Raw genomic sequence first — 16,709 nt, forward strand, 5'->3', positions numbered from 1 at the left:
GCCGCTTCATTGCGACCTCTTACCAAGGAAGCCTATCCGGGTTGCCTCGAAATCTCACGTCGCCGAGCCGTCGGAAGGGGCGGCGGCGCCGCCCCTCGGCGACGGGCACCTCGGCGAGCTCCGCGATCGCGATCCGCAGTGCCGAGGCGGGCGCGGTCTCCAGCAGTGCGGTCCCCGCCAGCAGTGCCCGGTCGGCGGCGGCGTGGTCCACGGGCAGGAAGGCGGCGATCCCCGCCGACGGGCCGAAACGCTCCCAGGCCTCCCGCAACTGCGCCTCCGGGGCACGCCCGACCGCCGCTGCCCGCACCCTGTTGAACACCACGCGGGGCGCGGCGGTCGGTACCGCGTCGGCGAGTTCGGTGAGCGCCTTCACCAGGCGCGGGACGCCGATGGTGTCCGCGCCGCCGACGGCGATCACGGAGTCGGCGAGCTCGAGGCAACGGAGGGCTGCACCGTTGCGGCGTGGTGCGAGGGTGTCGAAGCTGAGCTCCTCGTCCGCCTCGAGGCAGAAGCCGCAGTCCACCACCGTGACGTCCGCGAGGGAGCGGGCGGCGTCGAGCACCTGTGCGAGGGCCGCGGGGCGCAGTTCCGGCCAGCGGTCGGGTCGGGTGATTCCCGTCAGGACCTGGAGGCGGCGTCCCTTGATGGCGACGCTCACCGCGATCCGTCCGAGGATCGAGCTGGAGAAGCCACCCTGGTCGGCGAGCCTGCAGGCCTGCGCGAGGCCTGCCGATTCATCGAGCAGGCCGAGCGAGGCGCCGATGCTCGCACCGTAGGTGTCCGCGTCGACCAGCAGGACGGACGTGCCGGCGACCGCCAGTTCCGCGGCGATGTTGATCGCGACGGTGGTGCGGCCGGGGCTGCCCGCCGGCCCCCAGACCGCCATGATCCGCCCCTCCCCCGGCTTGTCGGCGACGTCGGCGGGTGGCGGCCCGGTGGCCTCCGGCCGGTGCAGCGGATCGGCGTAGGCGAGGGCTCCCCGTGGCCGGTCAGCACCGTCCCCGAACGACGCGACGGCCCGCGAGACCGCGTCCGCGAGTGCCGCAGGCCCGACGGTGGAATCGACGTACTCGACTCCCTCGATGGCGTCCGCGGCCGCGGCCCCGTCGGTCAGCGCGACGACGGCGACCCCGGCGAACCGCAGCCGGTCGACGAGGGAGGCGGTCAGTTCCGCCGCGCCGGGAGCGAGGATGGCGGCCCGCGCGAGGCCCGACTGGCATGCGGCGACGAGCTCCGGCAGGTCCTCGCAGCGGCGCACCACCGTGACCGGGCCGCGCAGCTGTTCCAGTCCGGGGACATGGGCGCTCGCGGCCGCCCCGAGCGTGACGACCGGGATATTCACGAACCCGCACCGGGGTTCAGGACGACGGCGATGCGGGCGTCGTTGGAGAGCGCGTTGAGGAGTTCGGGCATCGCCCCGTCGTCGACGAGCACCTGCACAAGCGTCGAGGCGCTCCCGCCCAGGGCGGACTCCCCCACGGTCAGCTCCGCCACCTCGGCGGCCTCGAGCAGCAGCCGGGGTTCCTCGTACGTGTTCGTGTCGGTCCGGAGCGACACCCAGACGTCCACGCGGTCGCCTGCCTCGGTTCCCGTGGGCAGCGGGTCCTCGACCGAGAGGCCCACCGGTTTCCGGTCCAGTTCGTCGGCGGTTCCGAGCGCCGCGGACGGGATGAGTTCACCCTCGGTGACGAGCCTCGTGGCGACCGCGCCGTCGGGGATCCCGCCGGAGACCGGCAGGTAGGCCCCGGCGGAACTCGCCAGACGGACCGGGACGGCCACGAGGTCGTCGGCGGACACCGCGGCGCCGACCGGGATGTCCCGGCGCGCCGAGTACACCTCGGTGGTGGTGTCCTGGCTGTCCAGGAGAGCGACGACACCGGCCGTGGAGGCGAGGACGAGGAGCAGCCCGATGAGGAGCCGCGGGTCCTTCCACGACGGTTTCTTCAGCCGCGGGGCTTCGCCTGGTCCTTGTGTGGCGCGCGTGTCGATGCTCACTGTCATCCCCCCAAAAGACCGGCGCCACCCGATCGGGGCTCGGTCCTGCCATTCTGGCCCAGCAGGGGGCCGAAAGGAACCGAGCAGCCGTAAATCGGATCAAAGTGTGGAGATCCTCTTCAATCGGCATCTCCGGTGGCACACTGGAGGCATACCCGAAGTATCAGGAAAGGCGGACCCGTGGCCGAGCGGCGTTTCCTCACCCTCGCCGATGTGGCCGAGGTGCTCAACATCAGTTCATCCCAGACCTACGCCCTCGTCCGGTCCGGTGAGCTGCCGGCCATCCAGGTCGGCGGTCGCGGCCAGTGGCGCGTGGAGACCCGCGTCCTCGAGGAGTACATCGCGAAGGCGTACGAGAAGACCGCGTCCGCCCTGGGGAACGACCCCGAGAGCACGCCGGTCCTCTGAGCCGCGGACGTCCTGCTCCTCACGCGCTCGGCGCGGCGGACTCCAGGACGTCGATGGCCGCGAAGGGCACCGTGAGGACATCCCGCACGTGGGCTGCGCGCCTCTCCTCGCCGGCGACCACCAGCCCGAGTTCGAGGAAATCTGCGCCGACCCTGTCGATCACCCCGCTGTAGCGCGACGCCGTCGCCAGCCACAGCGCCACCTGCGCCCTGTCCCGGGACAGGGCCCGGAGGGCGGACCCGAGACCGACCCGCGCGTGGACACCCGACGGCGGCTGCCCCACCCCCCGCGACCCAGCCCGCGGACGGCCTGCAGCGACGCGAGCGGCACGATGACCGAGCGACCCTCCACCGCCAGCGTGACCCACCCGGCGCCGACGTGCGTGAGGACACCGGAGAGGAAACGCCCTCCCGTGGTGGAGACGCCGACCGGCATACCCACGTGACCGAGGAGCCGCTGCACCAGCGTCAGGCGGGACTGCTCGATCCGCGTCCGATCCCGGATCTCGCTCTCCTGCACGGCCGTCGTCGCCGAGCGGAGTTGTGACTCGAGGTCGTCGAACAGGGCATCCCAGCGCATCACCCCACGGTAGGCCGAGCCCGGATCCTCGTCAATCGCGACCAGAAAAAGCGAGTAGCCCCAAACGTAGACAAATGCCGTTCGGTCTCATCAAACTTGTGCCAAAGGAGGAATGGGCATGAAGAGGGACGATACGATCCAGGCAGGCCTGGTCCTCGCGTGCGGGGCGGTGGCGGCAGCGGCGGGACAGCTCCTGTCGACGTCGCCACGGGAGCGGGACATCGACGGCGCCGTCGGAGTCCTGCTGTCGATGCTCGGAGCGGGTACCGTCGGCCTCTGGGTACTGGCCCTGGGGCTGGCCGTCGTGGCCGAGCTGCTCCAGCGCCGCGGCCCCTCATCCGCCGCGACGATCGTCCGGCGGTGCACCCCGGCCGTCATGCGCCGGATCGCGGCCGGTCTTCTCGGGGTCAATCTCCTCGCCGTGCCCACCCTCGCCCAGGCCGCGTCGAGCGGATCGGACGGCAGCGGTAGGTCCCACGCCGCGGGCATCCTTGCATCGGGCAGCGATCCCCTGGCAGCCGATGACGGCGCTCCCGCCGCCACGGGCGCCCCGACCCCCTCCGGCTCGCCCTACTGGTCACCGATAGCCACCGCCGGCGAACGGTCAGGCAGTGAACCCGAGCCCGTCTCCCCTTCCGGGGAGCCCTCTGCCGCAGCTTCCGCAGGGCCCCACGTGCCCACCCCGATCCCGCCGGCCTGGGAGCCGTCCCCGATACCGGCGGGCGGCAGTCTCCTGGTCCGCCCGGAGAGCAGGACGACGGCCGGGGCGGCGGAGGTCGTCGTCGCTTCCGGCGACTCCCTGTGGTCCATCGTCGCCGGGCGCCTCGGTCCGCTCGCGACGGCAGCGGATGTGGCGGAGGCCTGGCCGGCCTGGTACGACACGAACCGCGCCATCGTCGGGGAGGACCCGTCCTTCCTGCTGCCGGGCCAGGTCCTGAAGGCTCCGGCACCCTAGGCCGGAGGGAGGATCACCGGCCCCACCCCACGAGAGCTCCCGAGCTCGAGAGCTGCAGGACACCGGCACGACAACTCCACCGTCGGCGTGCCCGTGCGGCGGAGGAGACCGCGCTTCCGCCCCCGGTGCCGCGGACGACCGTCAGGATGTTTCGGAGAGGACAACGCATGCCCGTCGTAACCCAGCTCCAGCACACCAGGGCCGCCCAGCTCGCCCACGCCAGCGGCGCCCCTCGCCCCCTCCTGCCGGAAGCAGCCCGACGAGCCGACGCCGCGCCGGGCGCGCTCTTCGAGCTCCGGCCCTCCGCCGACCCGCCGGACAGCACGGACCCGGTCGCCGCCGCCGTGCCCGGTCCGGCCGACCATGGCGCCGGAGCCCTCGCCACGGGTGCCGCAGTCGAGGAGCCAGGGCTCGAGGACGGCCGGAACCCGGTCGACGACGCGGGTCCGGCCGCGTCGGCGCCGGCGGACGCGGATCCCGCGGCGGTCCGCCGCATCGCGGGCATCGCACGTTCCGTGGCCCTGGGTGCGCTCGAGGTGCTCGGCGGGTCCCGCCCCCTCCAGCAGCTGGCGCGGTGGCTCGACCCCGAGAACTACGAGCGGCTCCAGTTGCGGGCCAACCTCGTGCGCTGCATCAACGATGCGCCCGCCGGCCGCGGGGCTGAGACGGCACCGAGCGCCCACCGCCACGTCATCGTGCGCTCCGCACGCGTGTGCCCCGTCGGCCCCGGTGTGTACGAGGCGTCCGTCGTCGCCTATGACCAGAAACGCGTCCGCGCCGTCGCTCTTCGGATAGAGCAACGGCGCGGAGCGTGGCGGGTGACCGCCCTGGAGATCGGCTGACTACTTGCGCTTGGCCTTCTTGCCGCCGGCCGCAGCGGCCTGCGTCCTGTTGCGCTCGACGTGCATCTCGGCCTCGCCCTGGGCATTGGGCGCCGTGAAGTTGAGCGTGGCCGGCTTCGCCGGGGCCTCCAGGCCTGCAGCCTTGATGGTCGGCGCCTGCACCACGTTCCGTCCGTCGGTCACCCCGGGCAGTCCGGTCTGTGCCGGCGCGGAGGTCTCGACCTCGAGATTGAAGAGGTAGCCGATGCTCTCCTCGCGGATCGACTCCATCATCGCCTGGAAGAGGATGAACCCTTCGCGCTGGTACTCGACGAGCGGATCCCTCTGGGCCATGGCCCGCAGACCGATGCCCTCCTTCAGGTAGTCCATCTCGTAGAGGTGCTCCTGCCACTTCCTGCCGATCACCGACAGGACGACGCGGCGTTCCAGCTCCCGCATGGACTGCTCACCGAGGGACTCCTCACGCGCCTGGTAGGCGAGCCTGGCGTCGGAGAGGATCTCCCCGTGCAGGAAGTCGCGCGTCAGGCGTGACTTCCCGCCCGCTTCCTCGATGACCTCGTCCGCGGTGAGCGTGATCGGGTACAGCGTCCTGAGGTTGGTCCACAGCAGCTCGTAGTCCCAGTCGTCGCCGTGGCCCTGCTCGGTGGCCTCGTCGACCATCGCGGTGATGACGTCCTCGAGGAAGAACTGGACCTTCTCCTTGAGGTCGCCGCCCTCGAGGATCCTGCGGCGGTCGCCGTAGATGGCCTCGCGCTGGCGGTTCAGGACATCGTCGTACTTCAGTACGTTCTTGCGCTGCTCGGCGTTGCGTCCCTCCACCTGGCCCTGCGCGTTCTCGATCGCCTTCGAGACGAGTTTCGACTCGAGGGCGACGTCGTCCGGCATGGTGGCGCTGTTCATGATGCGCTCCGCCCCTCCGGAGTTGAACAGCCGCATGAGATCGTCGGTCAGCGACAGGTAGAAGCGGGAGCGGCCGGGATCGCCCTGGCGTCCCGAGCGTCCACGCAGCTGGTTGTCGATGCGCCGGGACTCGTGGCGTTCCGTGCCGAGCACGTACAGTCCGCCGAGGTCGCGGACCTCGTCCTGCTCGGCCTTCACGGCTTCCTTCGCGGCCTCGAGGGCGTCAGGCCACTGGGCCTCGTACTCCTCGGCGTTGTCCGCCGGGTCGAGTCCCAGCTTCTCGAGGGTGGCGACGGCGTTGAACTCCGCGTTCCCCCCGAGCATGATGTCGGTGCCTCGTCCGGCCATGTTCGTCGCGACAGTCACGGCGCCCTTCCGGCCGGCCTGCGCGATGATCGCGGCCTCCCGGGCGTGGTTCTTCGCATTCAGGACCTCGTGGCGCACCCCGGCCTTGGCGAGCTGCTTCGAGAGGTATTCGCTCTTCTCGACGCTCGTGGTGCCGACGAGGACGGGCTGGCCGGTCTCGTGGCGCTCGATGATGTCCTTGACGACGGCGTCGAACTTGGCGACCTCGTTCTTGTAGATCAGGTCGGAGAGGTCCTGGCGTGCCATGTCCTTGTTGGTCGGGATGGGGACCACGCCGAGCTTGTAGGTCGACATGAACTCGGCGGCCTCGGTCTCGGCGGTACCCGTCATGCCCGAGAGCTTGTCGTACAGGCGGAAGTAGTTCTGGAGCGTGACGGTGGCGAGGGTCTGGTTCTCGGCCTTGATCTCCACACCCTCCTTCGCCTCGATGGCCTGGTGCATGCCCTCGTTGTAGCGTCGCCCGGCGAGGATGCGCCCGGTGTGCTCGTCGACGATCATGACCTCGCCGTTGAGGACCACGTAGTCCTTGTCGCGCTTGAACAGCTCCTTGGCCTTGATGGCGTTGTTCAGGAATCCGATCAGCGGCGTGTTGGCGGATTCGTACAGGTTGTGGATACCGAGGTAGTCCTCCACCTTCTCGATCCCGTCCTCGAGCACGCCCACGGTGCGCTTCTTCTCGTCGACCTCGTAGTCGGTATCGACGGTCAGCTTCTGGACCACCTTCGCGAACTCGTTGTACCAGCGGTTGACGTCGCCCGACGCCTGGCCGCTGATGATGAGCGGCGTGCGGGCCTCGTCGATGAGGATCGAGTCGACCTCGTCGACGATGGCGAAGTTGTGTCCGCGCTGCACGAGCTCGGCGGCGCTCCACGCCATGTTGTCGCGCAGGTAGTCGAAGCCGAACTCGTTGTTCGTGCCGTAGGTGATGTCGGCCGCGTACTGTTCACGGCGTGTCGCGGGATCCTGCTTGGAGAGGATGCAGCCGCTCGTGAGGCCGAGGAAGCGGTAGACGCGGCCCATCAGGTCCGACTGGTACTCCGCCAGGTAGTCGTTGACCGTGACGACGTGGACGCCCTTACCGGTCAGCGCGTTCAGGTAGGCGGGGGCGGTCGCGACGAGCGTCTTGCCCTCGCCGGTCTTCATCTCGGCGATGTTGCCCAGGTGGAGGGCCGCGCCGCCCATCAGCTGGACGTCGAAGTGGCGGAGGCCGAGGGTACGGCTCGAGGCCTCGCGCACGGCGGCGAACGCCTCCGGCAGCAGGTCGTCCAGGGTGGCACCGTCCGCGTAGCGCTTCTTCAGCCGGTCGGTCTCTCCGCGCAGCTCCGCATCGGACATCTCGCGGAATTCGTCCTCGAGGACATTGATCGCGTCAGCGTAGTTCCGGAGTCGCTTCAGTGTCTTCTTATCGCCGGTGCGGAGTACTCGTTCAAGAAGTGATGGCACTGGTATCTGCTCCCAATCTGATGCTGCCCAAAGATGGCGTATCTAGTCTACGTGAGTGACGTCCGGTGCCCCGCTTTGGTTCCCGCTCGGAACCGACGTCGCCGCACCACGTGTCCGCTCAGAGTAGCCTGCCGACCTGTACGGCAAGCGCCGGCGCGAGGTCGCCCCGGTCGGAGACGACGACGTCGGCCAGGCCCAGCCACCGCGCGAGCAGGCGCAGCTCGTCGGCGAGTTCCGCGGCGGTGTCCGCGGGAGCATCGGGTTCCCCGTGGCAGGCATGCACCATCAGGCGGTTCGCGGCACGATCCGCCTTGAGGTCCACCCGGGCCACGATGGCATCCCGCAGCAGGAACGGCAGCACGTAGTAGCCGTGGACCCGCCGGTCGGCCGGGGTGTAGATCTCGATGCGGTAGTGCATCCCGAAGAGCTTCTGCAGCCGGCCGCGTTCGAAGACGAGGGAGTCGAACGGGCTCAGCAGGGCCCTCCCCCGCGCCTGCCGCGGCAGGACGGCCGCGGGGTCGAGGTACCACGGCTCCGTCCCGCCGTCGACGGACACCGCCTGCACCGCGCCCACGCCCACGAGCCCGTCGAGGGCTTCCCGCGTCTGGCGCACGGGTGTGCGGAAGTAGTCCGCGACGGAACGGGCGGGAGCGACGCCGAGCGCCTTCACGGCCCGTCCGGCGAGCACCGCCAGGGCCTCCGCCCGGTCCGGTGCGGCCGTGGCCAGTGCGGCGTCGGGCAGTACCGAGGCGATCGGCGCGTAGAGGCGTTCGAACTGGGGCGTCCGGCCTGCCGACCCGATCTCGCCCCGCGCGAAGAGGTCCTCCAGGACCCGCTTCGCCGCCGTCCATCGCCACCCCCAGCCCTCCGCGGGCCGCGCGGTGTCCGCGCCGAGCTCCCGCTGGATGCTGGCGGCGGTCAGGGGGATGCCGGCGGCGAGGATGCCGCTGATCCCCGCCTCCAGCGCGTCCCGGACGTCGGCGGGGACGCTCGAGGCGCCCATCCAGGTCCGCCGTTGCCAGACGCGCAGGTGCGGGAAGAGCTCGGGTGGGACGAGGCTTGCCTCGTGGGCCCAGTACTCGACGAGCCTGCGCGGACCCCGGGAGTACAGGGCGTCGAGGTCCGCGGGGTCGTAGGTGCCGAGGCGCGAGAACAAAGGCAGGTAGTGGGACCGGGTAAGGACGTTGACGGAATCCACCTGGAGCACCTGCAGGCGCTGCGCCGCCGTGGTGACGGCTCGGCGCGACGACGGCGCTTCGATGCGCGGCCGGTGGAGGCCCTGTGCGGCGAGGAGGATCCGCCTGGCCTGGGCGATGGTGAGATTCGGCATGGTCTCCTGCACGGCACTGCCCCCGCGCGGTGCGCGGAGGCAGTGCTGATCGGACGTCGGGATACGCGGGCGCTGCCCGCCCGCTGCGGTGCCTAGGCGGTGGCGGTCTCCTTGGCCCGGTAGGCGAGGAGTTCCTCCTGCGGCTCCTCGGTTCCTTCGGCGCACTTCGAATCGAGGGTGATCACGCCGTAGGTCCAGCCCTGCCGCCGGTACACCACCGAGGGTGCTCCGGTCGCGGAGTCGACGAAGAGGTAGAAGGCGTGTCCGACGAGCTCCATGTTGTCCACGGCGTCGTCCAGTGTCATCGGGGTACCGGAGAAGACCTTCCGGCGGATCAGCACGGGCGAATCGCCTGCGGGGACGTCGTCCGGGGAGGCGTACGAGTCGGCGTCACCGGCGTCGTCGGTCTGCGCCACCGGCTCGGTGGACGTCGGCTCGATGACCGGCGTCTCGAGGTAGATGGGCTGGGCGGGATCGGCCGGTTCGAGGTCGGCTGTGGCGACCCGGACGGCCACCGGGGTGTGCCGGCCGTGGTGGACCTTCCGGCGGTCCCGGGCGCGGCGCAGGCGCTCGAGGAGTTTCGCGTAGGCGAGGTCGAAGGCCGCGAACTTGTCGGCCGCGGAGGCCTCGGCGCGGACGACGGGGCCCTTGCAGAGGACCGTCAGCTCAACCGTGAGGGAGGTGTCCGCCATGCGTGCACTGGGCTCCTTGGTGATCTTCGCGTCGACGCGCTGCACCTTGTCGCCGAGCTGCTCTATCTTGTCGATCCTCTCCGTCGCGTACTCACGGAAACGGTCGGATACCGCCAGGTTTCGACCATTGATCACAAATTCCATGGTGCCCTCCACATCGCTAGGTGACACGACGACGGCTGTGGCATTGAGCAGAGCCGCCGCCGACGGATACGGACCATCTCTGGGTACCCGTCTCATCACGTTAGTTCACGCTCCTGCTTTATTCACCCTCCGACGCCCGGCAAGTTCCGGTAGCCTGCCGGGAGTTCGTCAGGCGTGCGCCCGGACCCTTTTGCTGCGGGCGAGGATGTCGCCGCGAGGACGACGGCCCCGAGCACACGAGCACCGGCCGCGGTGAGGACACGGTGCACCTCGCCGACCGTCGCACCGGTGGTGAGGACGTCGTCCACGATGATGCAGTCCCGGCCGACCAGGGCACCGCGGAGGCGCCCGACGGCCATGGAGTCCAGCACGCCGGCCCGCCGCCGCCGTCGGCCGAGCCCCTTCTGGCCACCCCGCAGACCGGAGAGCACCGCCGACGCGGAACGGCCGAATCCCGGCATTCCTCCCTGCTGGAGTGCTGTCAGCAGACGCCGCGCCACCGGGAGCTGCCGGACCGCGGGCGCGAGCACCGTACCCCTCGGCAACCCTCCGGCGCTGTCGAGGCGGGCCAGGAGCAGCATCAGGGGATCGTAGCCGCGCCTGCGACGCGACGAGGCCCGGGTGGGCACGGGCACCAGCAGGACGGGCCCGGACGACCACGGTCCCGGTGATCGCGCGAGGGCGGCATGCAGCACTCCGCCGAGGGCCGCCGCGAGGGGCCCCGCCAGATCCACGTGCCCATGGTTCTTGAACGCCAGCAGGACCACCGACACGGCGTGGCCGTACCGGCCGGCGGCGAGGACGGGCAGCGGGCCGAAGCCGTCAGTGCCCCGCTCCGGCGGGTGCCGCCCGGGTGCCGGAGCGTCCCTCCGCCCGCCGGGCGCGTCGGGGGGGGCGGGGCAGCTGTCAGCGGGACGTCAGGCAGCGACTCGGCCTCCGCTTCGGCGGGAAACGGACGCGCCGTCGCCAGGCGGAACGCGCCGAGGCACTCCGGGCACAGGGACGTGTCCCACCGGCCGCAGACCACGCACGACGACGGCAGGACGAGGGCGGCGAAGGCGGCCAGGGCGCGGGCGGCGCGCTGATAGGCCCGGCCGAACACGACACCGTCGAGGATGCGGGCGACGGTCGGAGCGAGGGCGGGAACGCGCATGCCCCAGCGCATCACGCCGCCGGCGGGCGGCCGTCCGCCGTGCCGCCCATGTGGACATCGTCAGCCCGGGAACGCGGGGTCGCTGACCTTCAGCTGCTCGTCCACCCAGCTGTTGCCGATGCGCCGGTACAGCGTGGCGCCGGCCTGTGCGTACAGCGTGTCCTCGGCATCCGATCCGGCGCTGATGGCGAGGACACCGGTCAGGGCCGCCATGGTCTCCTGGTCGCCGTCGAGCTGCAGGATGACCGGCGTGGCCTCCTCGTCGGCGCTGAGGGAGGACGCGACGATGGTGCTCTGGCCGGCCCAGGCCGCGGTGTCGATGTCCCCGGTCACCGGCAGGGCCAGCGGCGTGGTGAGCGTCTGCGGGATCCCGTCCGGGGATCGTGTGATCCCGGCGATGAGCAGTTCGCTGGTCCCATCGCGATCCGCGACGATCAGGGCCCGCGACCCGTCCCGGGAGACGCGCAGTTCGTCCACCCTCCGGTCGCCGAGCCAGCCTGCGGCGAGGACGGCCGCGTTGGCCTCCGTCCCGCCGGGCGGGACGGCCAGGATGGAGCTGCGCCCCCCGGAGGCCCTGGTGGTCCACACCCAGTTCTCCGGGTCGAAGGAGGGCCGGGTCAGGGCCGTGCCCGTCACGACCCCGCGGGCCTCACTGCCCGGCGCGGAGACGAACAGGGTGCTCCTGTCCCCGTTCACGAACGCGTAGGCACTCCCGGACACCGAGGTCGCAGGCATCCGAGGCTGCAGCTCGGCGACGCTCGGCATCCCCTCGATCGGGACGGTGGCCCCGTTCCGCACCCGCACCAGCTCACCGTCCGCCACGGCCACCTGCTCTCCCCCGACGTCGGGGGTCAGCTCGGGGACCACGAGTTCCGGGGCGGGATCGCCGAGTTCGATGGGCCGGCCGCTGGTCATCTGCACCGAGGTGACATCGTTCAGGCCGAGCAGGTTGGCCTGGAGCTGCTGGTTCATCTGCTGCAGGCCGAGGCTCGTGGCGTCCTCGAGGACCTCGGACGAGAACTCCACGGACGCCGTGCCGGACGTGATGGGCACCGAATCGCGGGCCAGCGTCACCCCTTCGCGGAAGGCGCTGGTCACGGAGCCCTGCAGGTACGGTGCCGGGCCCGAGAGCATGGCGCTGACGATCCTGGCGGTCACCCCGGTCCGCCGGACGAACCAGCGGGCGTCCGGGACCCAGTAGCGGTAGTTGCTGCTGTAGAAGTAGAGGTTGTGCGAGATCAGGAGGTCCCGTGCACTGCTCTGGGCGAGCATGATGCCGTCCGGGATGTCGTCGATCCGCCATTCTCCCGATACCTGCACCATCCGGACGCCGAGCGTCTCGGAGGCCGGGAGGGCGCTGTTGGTCCGCAGTCCCCGGGAGTCCACCGTCCCGGTCGTCTCCAACTGGATCTGGTAGACGCCCTCGGTCTCGCGCTTCTCGACGCGCGGATCGGACCGGAACAGGACGATCCGCTCCTCGGGTTTCCATGTCTTCGCCAGTTCGGGGGTCAGGAACTGGCGGGCCACACTGTACCCGTCCCCGGCCCCCGTCCCGGCCGTGATGAAGTCCCGCAGGATCCGCTCGGGCGTGGCGCCGGGCGCGGGTCCCACGGGGTCGAACGCGGGCGCGACGGCGTCGACCTCGGGCTCCGCCGCCGGGATGACCCCGACCGGTCCCCTCGTCGGGATGGCCGAACAGGCCGTCAGCACCATGAAGCACACCACCAGCAGGGCGGCAACAAGTGCCGGCCGCCTCCTGCGGACGGAACGCTCGGCCCGGGCGCGGGTTCTGGTCCTACTGCGTCGCACTGCTCTCCCTCGTCGTGGCCCCGGTGTCCTCACGCGTCCCGTCCCCTGCCTCGTGCGATGCCCCGTGCCGTGGTTCTCCGGCGGACCCCGTCCGGTCCCGGACCGCTCCCGGAGGCAGTGCCAGGGGCGACGACATCAGGACGGAGCCCTGATGCCGCGGCAGCGTCAGGCGGAAGCATGCACCCTCACCGGGCAGCCCCCACGCCTCCAGCCAGGCACCGTGCAGCCGGGCGTCCTCGGTGGCGATGGAGAGCCCCAGCCCGCTGCCGCCCGTGGTGCGGGCGCGTGCCGGGTCCGCCCGCCAGAACCGGTCGAAGACACGGGAGGCCTCCAGGGGTGTCATCCCGATCCCATGGTCGCGTACGGCGACCGCGACGGCCTCCGGGTTGCATGCGATGTGGACCTCCACGGGTCGCGCCTCCCCGTGCTCGAGCGCGTTCACGATCAGGTTCCGCAGGATCCGGTCGATGCGGCGGCCGTCGGCATCGACGATGCACCGCGACTCCGTCGACACGATCGACAGCTCGGTACCGAGCCGCTCCGCGAGGGGCCGCGCGCCGTCGATGGCGTGCTGGACGAGCTGCACCACGTCCACGGACTCGGCCTCCAGGACCGCCGCCCCGGCGTCGAACCGTGAGATCTCGAGGAGGTCCGCGAGCAGGGCCTGGAAGCGCTCCACCTGGTCGAACAGGATCTCGGCGGAGCGCTTGTTCACGGGATTGAACTCGTCCCGGGCGTCGTGCAGGACCTCGGCCGCCATGCGCACGGTGGTCAGGGGGGTGCGGAGTTCGTGCGACACGTCGGAGACGAAGCGCTGCTGCATCTGGGAGAGCTGGGCCAGCTGGGTGATCTGGTCCTGCAGGCTGGCCGCCATCCGGTTGAACGATGCTCCCAGCCGCGCCACCTCGTCCTCGCCGGTGACCTCCATGCGTTCCTGCAGCTGCCCGGCGGCGAGCTTCTCCGACACGGACGCGGCATGGCCGACCGGCAGCACCACGCTGCGGGTGACGTACCAGGTGACCCCGCCGATGACGAGCAGCAGGACGACGCCCACCAGCCACAGCACGCCGTGGATGGAGTCGAGTGTGGCCTGCATCGAGGACAGGTCGTAGTACACGTAGAGCGCGTACGGGCTGCGCTCGGGCGGCAGTTGGACCTGCGTCCCGAACGCGATGCCCGGCGCGTCCGGCTCACCGTTCTCGGTCACCGGGATGGTGATGGGCGCCCAGTACACATCCTGCCCCGCAGCCACGGCCTGCTGGAGGTCGTCGGGGAACATGCCCGCCGTCGCCCCGTCCTGGCTCACCGTCGTCGGGATGAAGAGCCCCTCCCCGGCGGTGATGGGCACCAGCATGGCCTGGCGGGGTGCGTTCGTCCTGCTGCCCACGAGTGCGTTGACGGAGTCGAACACCAGCCGGCTCGTGGTGTCGCGGTCCGTCGCCGAGGAGTCCCGGAAGACGGCCTTCGTGGAGGTGAGGGCGGAACGGGCCTCCGCGCTGAACTGGTCGAAGCGCTCGTCGTAGAGCGCACTCGCGATCTGGTTCGAGAGGAAGCCCCCGACGGCCACGAAGGACACGGAGGTGAGCAGCATCGTCGCGACGACGGTGCGGAACTGCAGCGAACGGCGCCAGCTGCGCGCGATGGAGCGCAGCAGGGTACGGAAGCGGTCGACGCCGTCCTTCAGCCGGCCACCGGCGGGTCGGTGGAGCGCGGCACCGTCGGAGCCGGGGTCCGAGGGCGTCCCGGATGCGGGAGTGGTGCCGGGCTCGGAGGTGCGGCCCCCCGCACCCTCCGTGTCAGCCCTGTCCGGCCTTGTAGCCGACACCACGCACCGTCAGGACAATCTCGGGTGCCTCGGGATCACGCTCGATCTTCGAGCGCAGCCGCTGCACGTGGACGTTGACGAGCCGGGTGTCGGCGGCGTGCCGATAGCCCCAGACCTGTTCGAGGAGCAGTTCCCGGGTGAACACCTGCCACGGCTTCCGTGCGAGGGCCACCAGCAGATCGAACTCGAGCGGGGTGAGCGAGACCCGCTCACCGGCGCGTGTGACCTCGTGGCCCGCGACGTCGATGCCCACATCGCCGATCCGGAGGGTCTCGGGGGCCTTCGACTCGGCCGGGCGCAGCCGGGCGCGCACGCGGGCGACGAGCTCGGCCGGCTTGAAGGGCTTGGGGACGTAGTCGTCGGCGCCGGATTCGAGGCCCCGGACGACGTCGGAGGTGTCAGACTTCGCGGTGAGCATCACGATCGGGAGGTCCGACTCGCTGCGGATCTGGCGGCACACCTCGATGCCGTCCATGCCGGGCAGCATCAGGTCCAGCAGCACGAGATCCGGCTGGGTCGCGCGGAACACGCCGAGCGCGGCCGCGCCGTCGGCACAGAAGACGGGGTCGAATCCGTCGTTGCGGAGGACGATGCCGATCATCTCGGACAGGGCCTCGTCGTCGTCGATCACCAGTATGCGAGCCTTCATACCCCCATACTGTCCCATCGGGCGTGCAATGTCCCATCAGCCCCACCGTGTGCTGGGCGGAAGAAGCGCAGGTGCGGCGCAGGTGCAGGTGCAGCCCGTGATCAGCCGGCCGACGCGGTGGCCCGGCCTATGATGCAGGAGGGGAGCAGCGGACGGACCTCCCCGGAGCATCGACCGAGGGGACGCCATGAGTGATCAGGTGAAGGGTCAGCCGGACGACGGGGTGCCCGGCGGCGCACCGGACGGACGGGGCGACGGCGTCGAACCGCCCTCCCGGTCCTCGTCCGCGCCGCAGTCCCCGTGGCAGGCTCCGGGCGCGCCCGCCCCCCACGACCAGGGCCGGCCGGCGCAGTCCTGGCAGTCCCCCGGGCCGCCGCAGGGACCCGGACAGCCGTCGGGCCAAGGCTGGGGTCCGGGCTACCCGCCGCAGGGACCCGGACAACCACCGGGCCAGGGCTGGGGTCCGGGCTACCCGCCGCAGGGACCCGGGCCGGCCGGCGGCCCGTACGGTTCCCGCCCCTTTGCCGCCGGGCCCCTGTACCAGGCGCCGCCCAAGCCAGGCGTCATCCCCCTCCGGCCGCTCGGGCTCGGCGAGATCCTCGACGGTGCCTTCCAGGCATGCCGGAAGAACCCCGTGGCGACGTTCGGCACGGCGATCCTCCTGCAGGCCGTCGTCGCGCTGGTGACCGTCCTCCTGCTCGGGAACGTCATGTCGTCCTTCGAGACCCTCGAGGCCGAGAACCCGACTCCGGACAGCATCATCGCGGCCTTCGCCGGGTTCGGTGCGGTGGCCGGCGTGTCGGGCGTGGTGTCAGCTGTGGCACTGCTCGTCCTGCAGGGCATCCTCGTCGTCCCGATTGCGCGGGCGGTCATCAACCAGCGGACGTCCTTCGCGCAGGCGTGGCGACTCGCCCGCGGGCGCATCCTCCCGCTGCTCGGTTTCGGCCTCCTGACCTTCGCGGCAGGGCTCGTGGGCCTCGTGCTCGTCGTCGGGATCTCCGCGCTGGCCATCCTCGGCCTCGACGAGTACTCGGCCCTGCTCATCGTGCCGCTCGTGCTCGGCGCCGTGGCCCTCCTGGTCTGGGTGAGCACCAAGATCGTCGTCGCACCGGCGGCGCTCATGCTCGAGGGGACCGGTCCGTGGACCTCCGTGAAGCGGTCGTGGGCGCTGACCGGCGGCAACTGGTGGCGGACGTTCGGCATCGTCCTGCTGACGAGCATCATCGTGTCGATCATCGCCTCCGTCATCTCCGCGCCCCTGACGTTCGCCGTGTCGCTGATCGTCGGTTTCAGTAGCAGCGCGTCCGCGGCGCCCGACGCCCTGGACTCGCTTCCCGTACTCCTTGCCACCCAGGCCATCACGGCGCTCTTCTCCGCCATCGGCTACGCCTTCCAGGCCGGTGTGACGTCCCTCCTCTACGTTGATCTCCGTATGCGCCGTGAGGGCTTCGACGTGGTCCTGATGCGCGAGCACGAACGCGGCGGATCGACACCGGGCGGTATCCCCGGCGGCCCGTCCGGTACCTCGTTCGGCTACCAGCCGGGAGGCCCCGCGTGACACGTCCCCGCGCCGAACCGGTGGTGTGCGACGGCGGGTGCCCGCGACGACCGGTCCGCGC

The 16,709-nt window shown here is 71.1% G+C and carries 14 protein-coding genes; 4 read left to right on the forward strand and 10 right to left on the reverse strand.

The window, feature by feature from the left end:
• Positions 1 to 19: 19 nt before the first annotated feature.
• On the reverse strand, positions 20 to 1,342 hold the full coding sequence (locus QFZ50_RS10045; protein WP_307083838.1) for an AAA family ATPase: 1,323 nt from the start codon (positions 1,340 to 1,342) through the stop codon (positions 20 to 22).
• The gene (locus tag QFZ50_RS10050; protein ID WP_307083839.1) at positions 1,339 to 1,995 is read right to left on the reverse strand and encodes an SAF domain-containing protein; all 657 of its coding nucleotides are present in this window, start codon (positions 1,993 to 1,995) and stop codon (positions 1,339 to 1,341) included. Before QFZ50_RS10050 ends, QFZ50_RS10045 begins: the two co-directional genes overlap by 4 nt.
• Before the next feature lie 180 nt (positions 1,996 to 2,175).
• Between QFZ50_RS10050 and QFZ50_RS10055 the strand changes: the two genes are divergently transcribed.
• Positions 2,176 to 2,403 (forward strand): helix-turn-helix domain-containing protein, encoded by a 228-nt coding sequence (locus QFZ50_RS10055; RefSeq protein WP_307083841.1) that lies wholly within the window; start codon positions 2,176 to 2,178, stop codon positions 2,401 to 2,403.
• Between the two features lie 19 nt (positions 2,404 to 2,422).
• Here the strand turns inward: QFZ50_RS10055 and QFZ50_RS10060 are convergent, their stop codons facing one another.
• Positions 2,423 to 2,686, reverse strand: a complete 264-nt coding sequence (locus QFZ50_RS10060; RefSeq protein ID WP_307083842.1) for a hypothetical protein — start codon at positions 2,684 to 2,686, stop codon at positions 2,423 to 2,425.
• Between the two features lie 414 nt (positions 2,687 to 3,100).
• Between QFZ50_RS10060 and QFZ50_RS10065 the strand changes: the two genes are divergently transcribed.
• Together QFZ50_RS10065 and QFZ50_RS10070 are read left to right on the forward strand one after the other, a co-directional pair.
• The gene (locus tag QFZ50_RS10065; protein ID WP_307083843.1) at positions 3,101 to 3,937 is read left to right on the forward strand and encodes a LysM peptidoglycan-binding domain-containing protein; all 837 of its coding nucleotides are present in this window, start codon (positions 3,101 to 3,103) and stop codon (positions 3,935 to 3,937) included.
• 167 nt (positions 3,938 to 4,104) lie between these two features.
• Entirely contained in the window at positions 4,105 to 4,779 is a 675-nt protein-coding gene (locus QFZ50_RS10070) for an Rv3235 family protein (RefSeq protein WP_307083844.1), read from the forward strand.
• On the opposite strand, the gene secA is transcribed toward QFZ50_RS10070, so the two are convergent.
• From secA to mtrA, 7 genes are all read right to left on the reverse strand, one after another.
• Positions 4,780 to 7,488, reverse strand: coding sequence for a preprotein translocase subunit SecA (secA, locus tag QFZ50_RS10075; protein ID WP_307083845.1), 2,709 nt, complete (start codon positions 7,486 to 7,488; stop codon positions 4,780 to 4,782).
• 118 nt (positions 7,489 to 7,606) lie between these two features.
• Positions 7,607 to 8,818 (reverse strand): winged helix-turn-helix domain-containing protein, encoded by a 1,212-nt coding sequence (locus QFZ50_RS10080; protein WP_307083846.1) that lies wholly within the window; start codon positions 8,816 to 8,818, stop codon positions 7,607 to 7,609.
• A gap of 92 nt (positions 8,819 to 8,910) precedes the next feature.
• Complete coding sequence (gene hpf / locus QFZ50_RS10085) at positions 8,911 to 9,654, reverse strand: ribosome hibernation-promoting factor, HPF/YfiA family (RefSeq protein ID WP_307083847.1); 744 nt, start codon at positions 9,652 to 9,654, stop codon at positions 8,911 to 8,913.
• A 122-nt stretch (positions 9,655 to 9,776) separates the two neighbouring features.
• A complete protein-coding gene (locus QFZ50_RS10090; protein ID WP_307083848.1) occupies positions 9,777 to 10,427 on the reverse strand; it encodes a ComF family protein in 651 nt (216 codons plus the stop codon).
• A gap of 440 nt (positions 10,428 to 10,867) precedes the next feature.
• Positions 10,868 to 12,616 (reverse strand): LpqB family beta-propeller domain-containing protein, encoded by a 1,749-nt coding sequence (locus QFZ50_RS10095; protein ID WP_307083849.1) that lies wholly within the window; start codon positions 12,614 to 12,616, stop codon positions 10,868 to 10,870.
• A complete protein-coding gene (mtrB, locus tag QFZ50_RS10100; RefSeq protein WP_307083851.1) occupies positions 12,603 to 14,441 on the reverse strand; it encodes an MtrAB system histidine kinase MtrB in 1,839 nt (612 codons plus the stop codon). Before mtrB ends, QFZ50_RS10095 begins: the two co-directional genes overlap by 14 nt.
• Positions 14,413 to 15,090: an MtrAB system response regulator MtrA gene (mtrA, locus tag QFZ50_RS10105; RefSeq protein WP_307083853.1), complete on the reverse strand. Its 678-nt coding sequence runs from the start codon at positions 15,088 to 15,090 to the stop codon at positions 14,413 to 14,415. Before mtrA ends, mtrB begins: the two co-directional genes overlap by 29 nt.
• Before the next feature lie 187 nt (positions 15,091 to 15,277).
• On the opposite strand from mtrA, the gene QFZ50_RS10110 reads away from it, so the two are divergent.
• Positions 15,278 to 16,648, forward strand: a complete 1,371-nt coding sequence (locus QFZ50_RS10110) for a hypothetical protein (RefSeq protein ID WP_307083856.1) — start codon at positions 15,278 to 15,280, stop codon at positions 16,646 to 16,648.
• The last annotated feature ends 61 nt before the right edge of the window (positions 16,649 to 16,709 follow it).

It is taken from the genome of Arthrobacter agilis (assembly GCF_030816075.1).
In the GTDB taxonomy this organism is placed as follows: Bacteria; Actinomycetota; Actinomycetes; order Actinomycetales; family Micrococcaceae; genus Arthrobacter_D; species Arthrobacter_D agilis_E.

Coding starts and splice junctions, on each gene's coding strand:
- QFZ50_RS10065 (WP_307083843.1), top strand. CDS start 3,101: ATGAAGAGGGACGATACGATCCAGGCAGGCCTGGTCCTCGCGTGCGGG.
- QFZ50_RS10070 (WP_307083844.1), top strand. CDS start 4,105: ATGCCCGTCGTAACCCAGCTCCAGCACACCAGGGCCGCCCAGCTCGCC.
- QFZ50_RS10080 (WP_307083846.1), bottom strand. CDS start 8,818: ATGCCGAATCTCACCATCGCCCAGGCCAGGCGGATCCTCCTCGCCGCA.
- hpf (WP_307083847.1), bottom strand. CDS start 9,654: ATGGAATTTGTGATCAATGGTCGAAACCTGGCGGTATCCGACCGTTTC.
- mtrA (WP_307083853.1), bottom strand. CDS start 15,090: ATGAAGGCTCGCATACTGGTGATCGACGACGACGAGGCCCTGTCCGAG.
- QFZ50_RS10110 (WP_307083856.1), top strand. CDS start 15,278: ATGAGTGATCAGGTGAAGGGTCAGCCGGACGACGGGGTGCCCGGCGGC.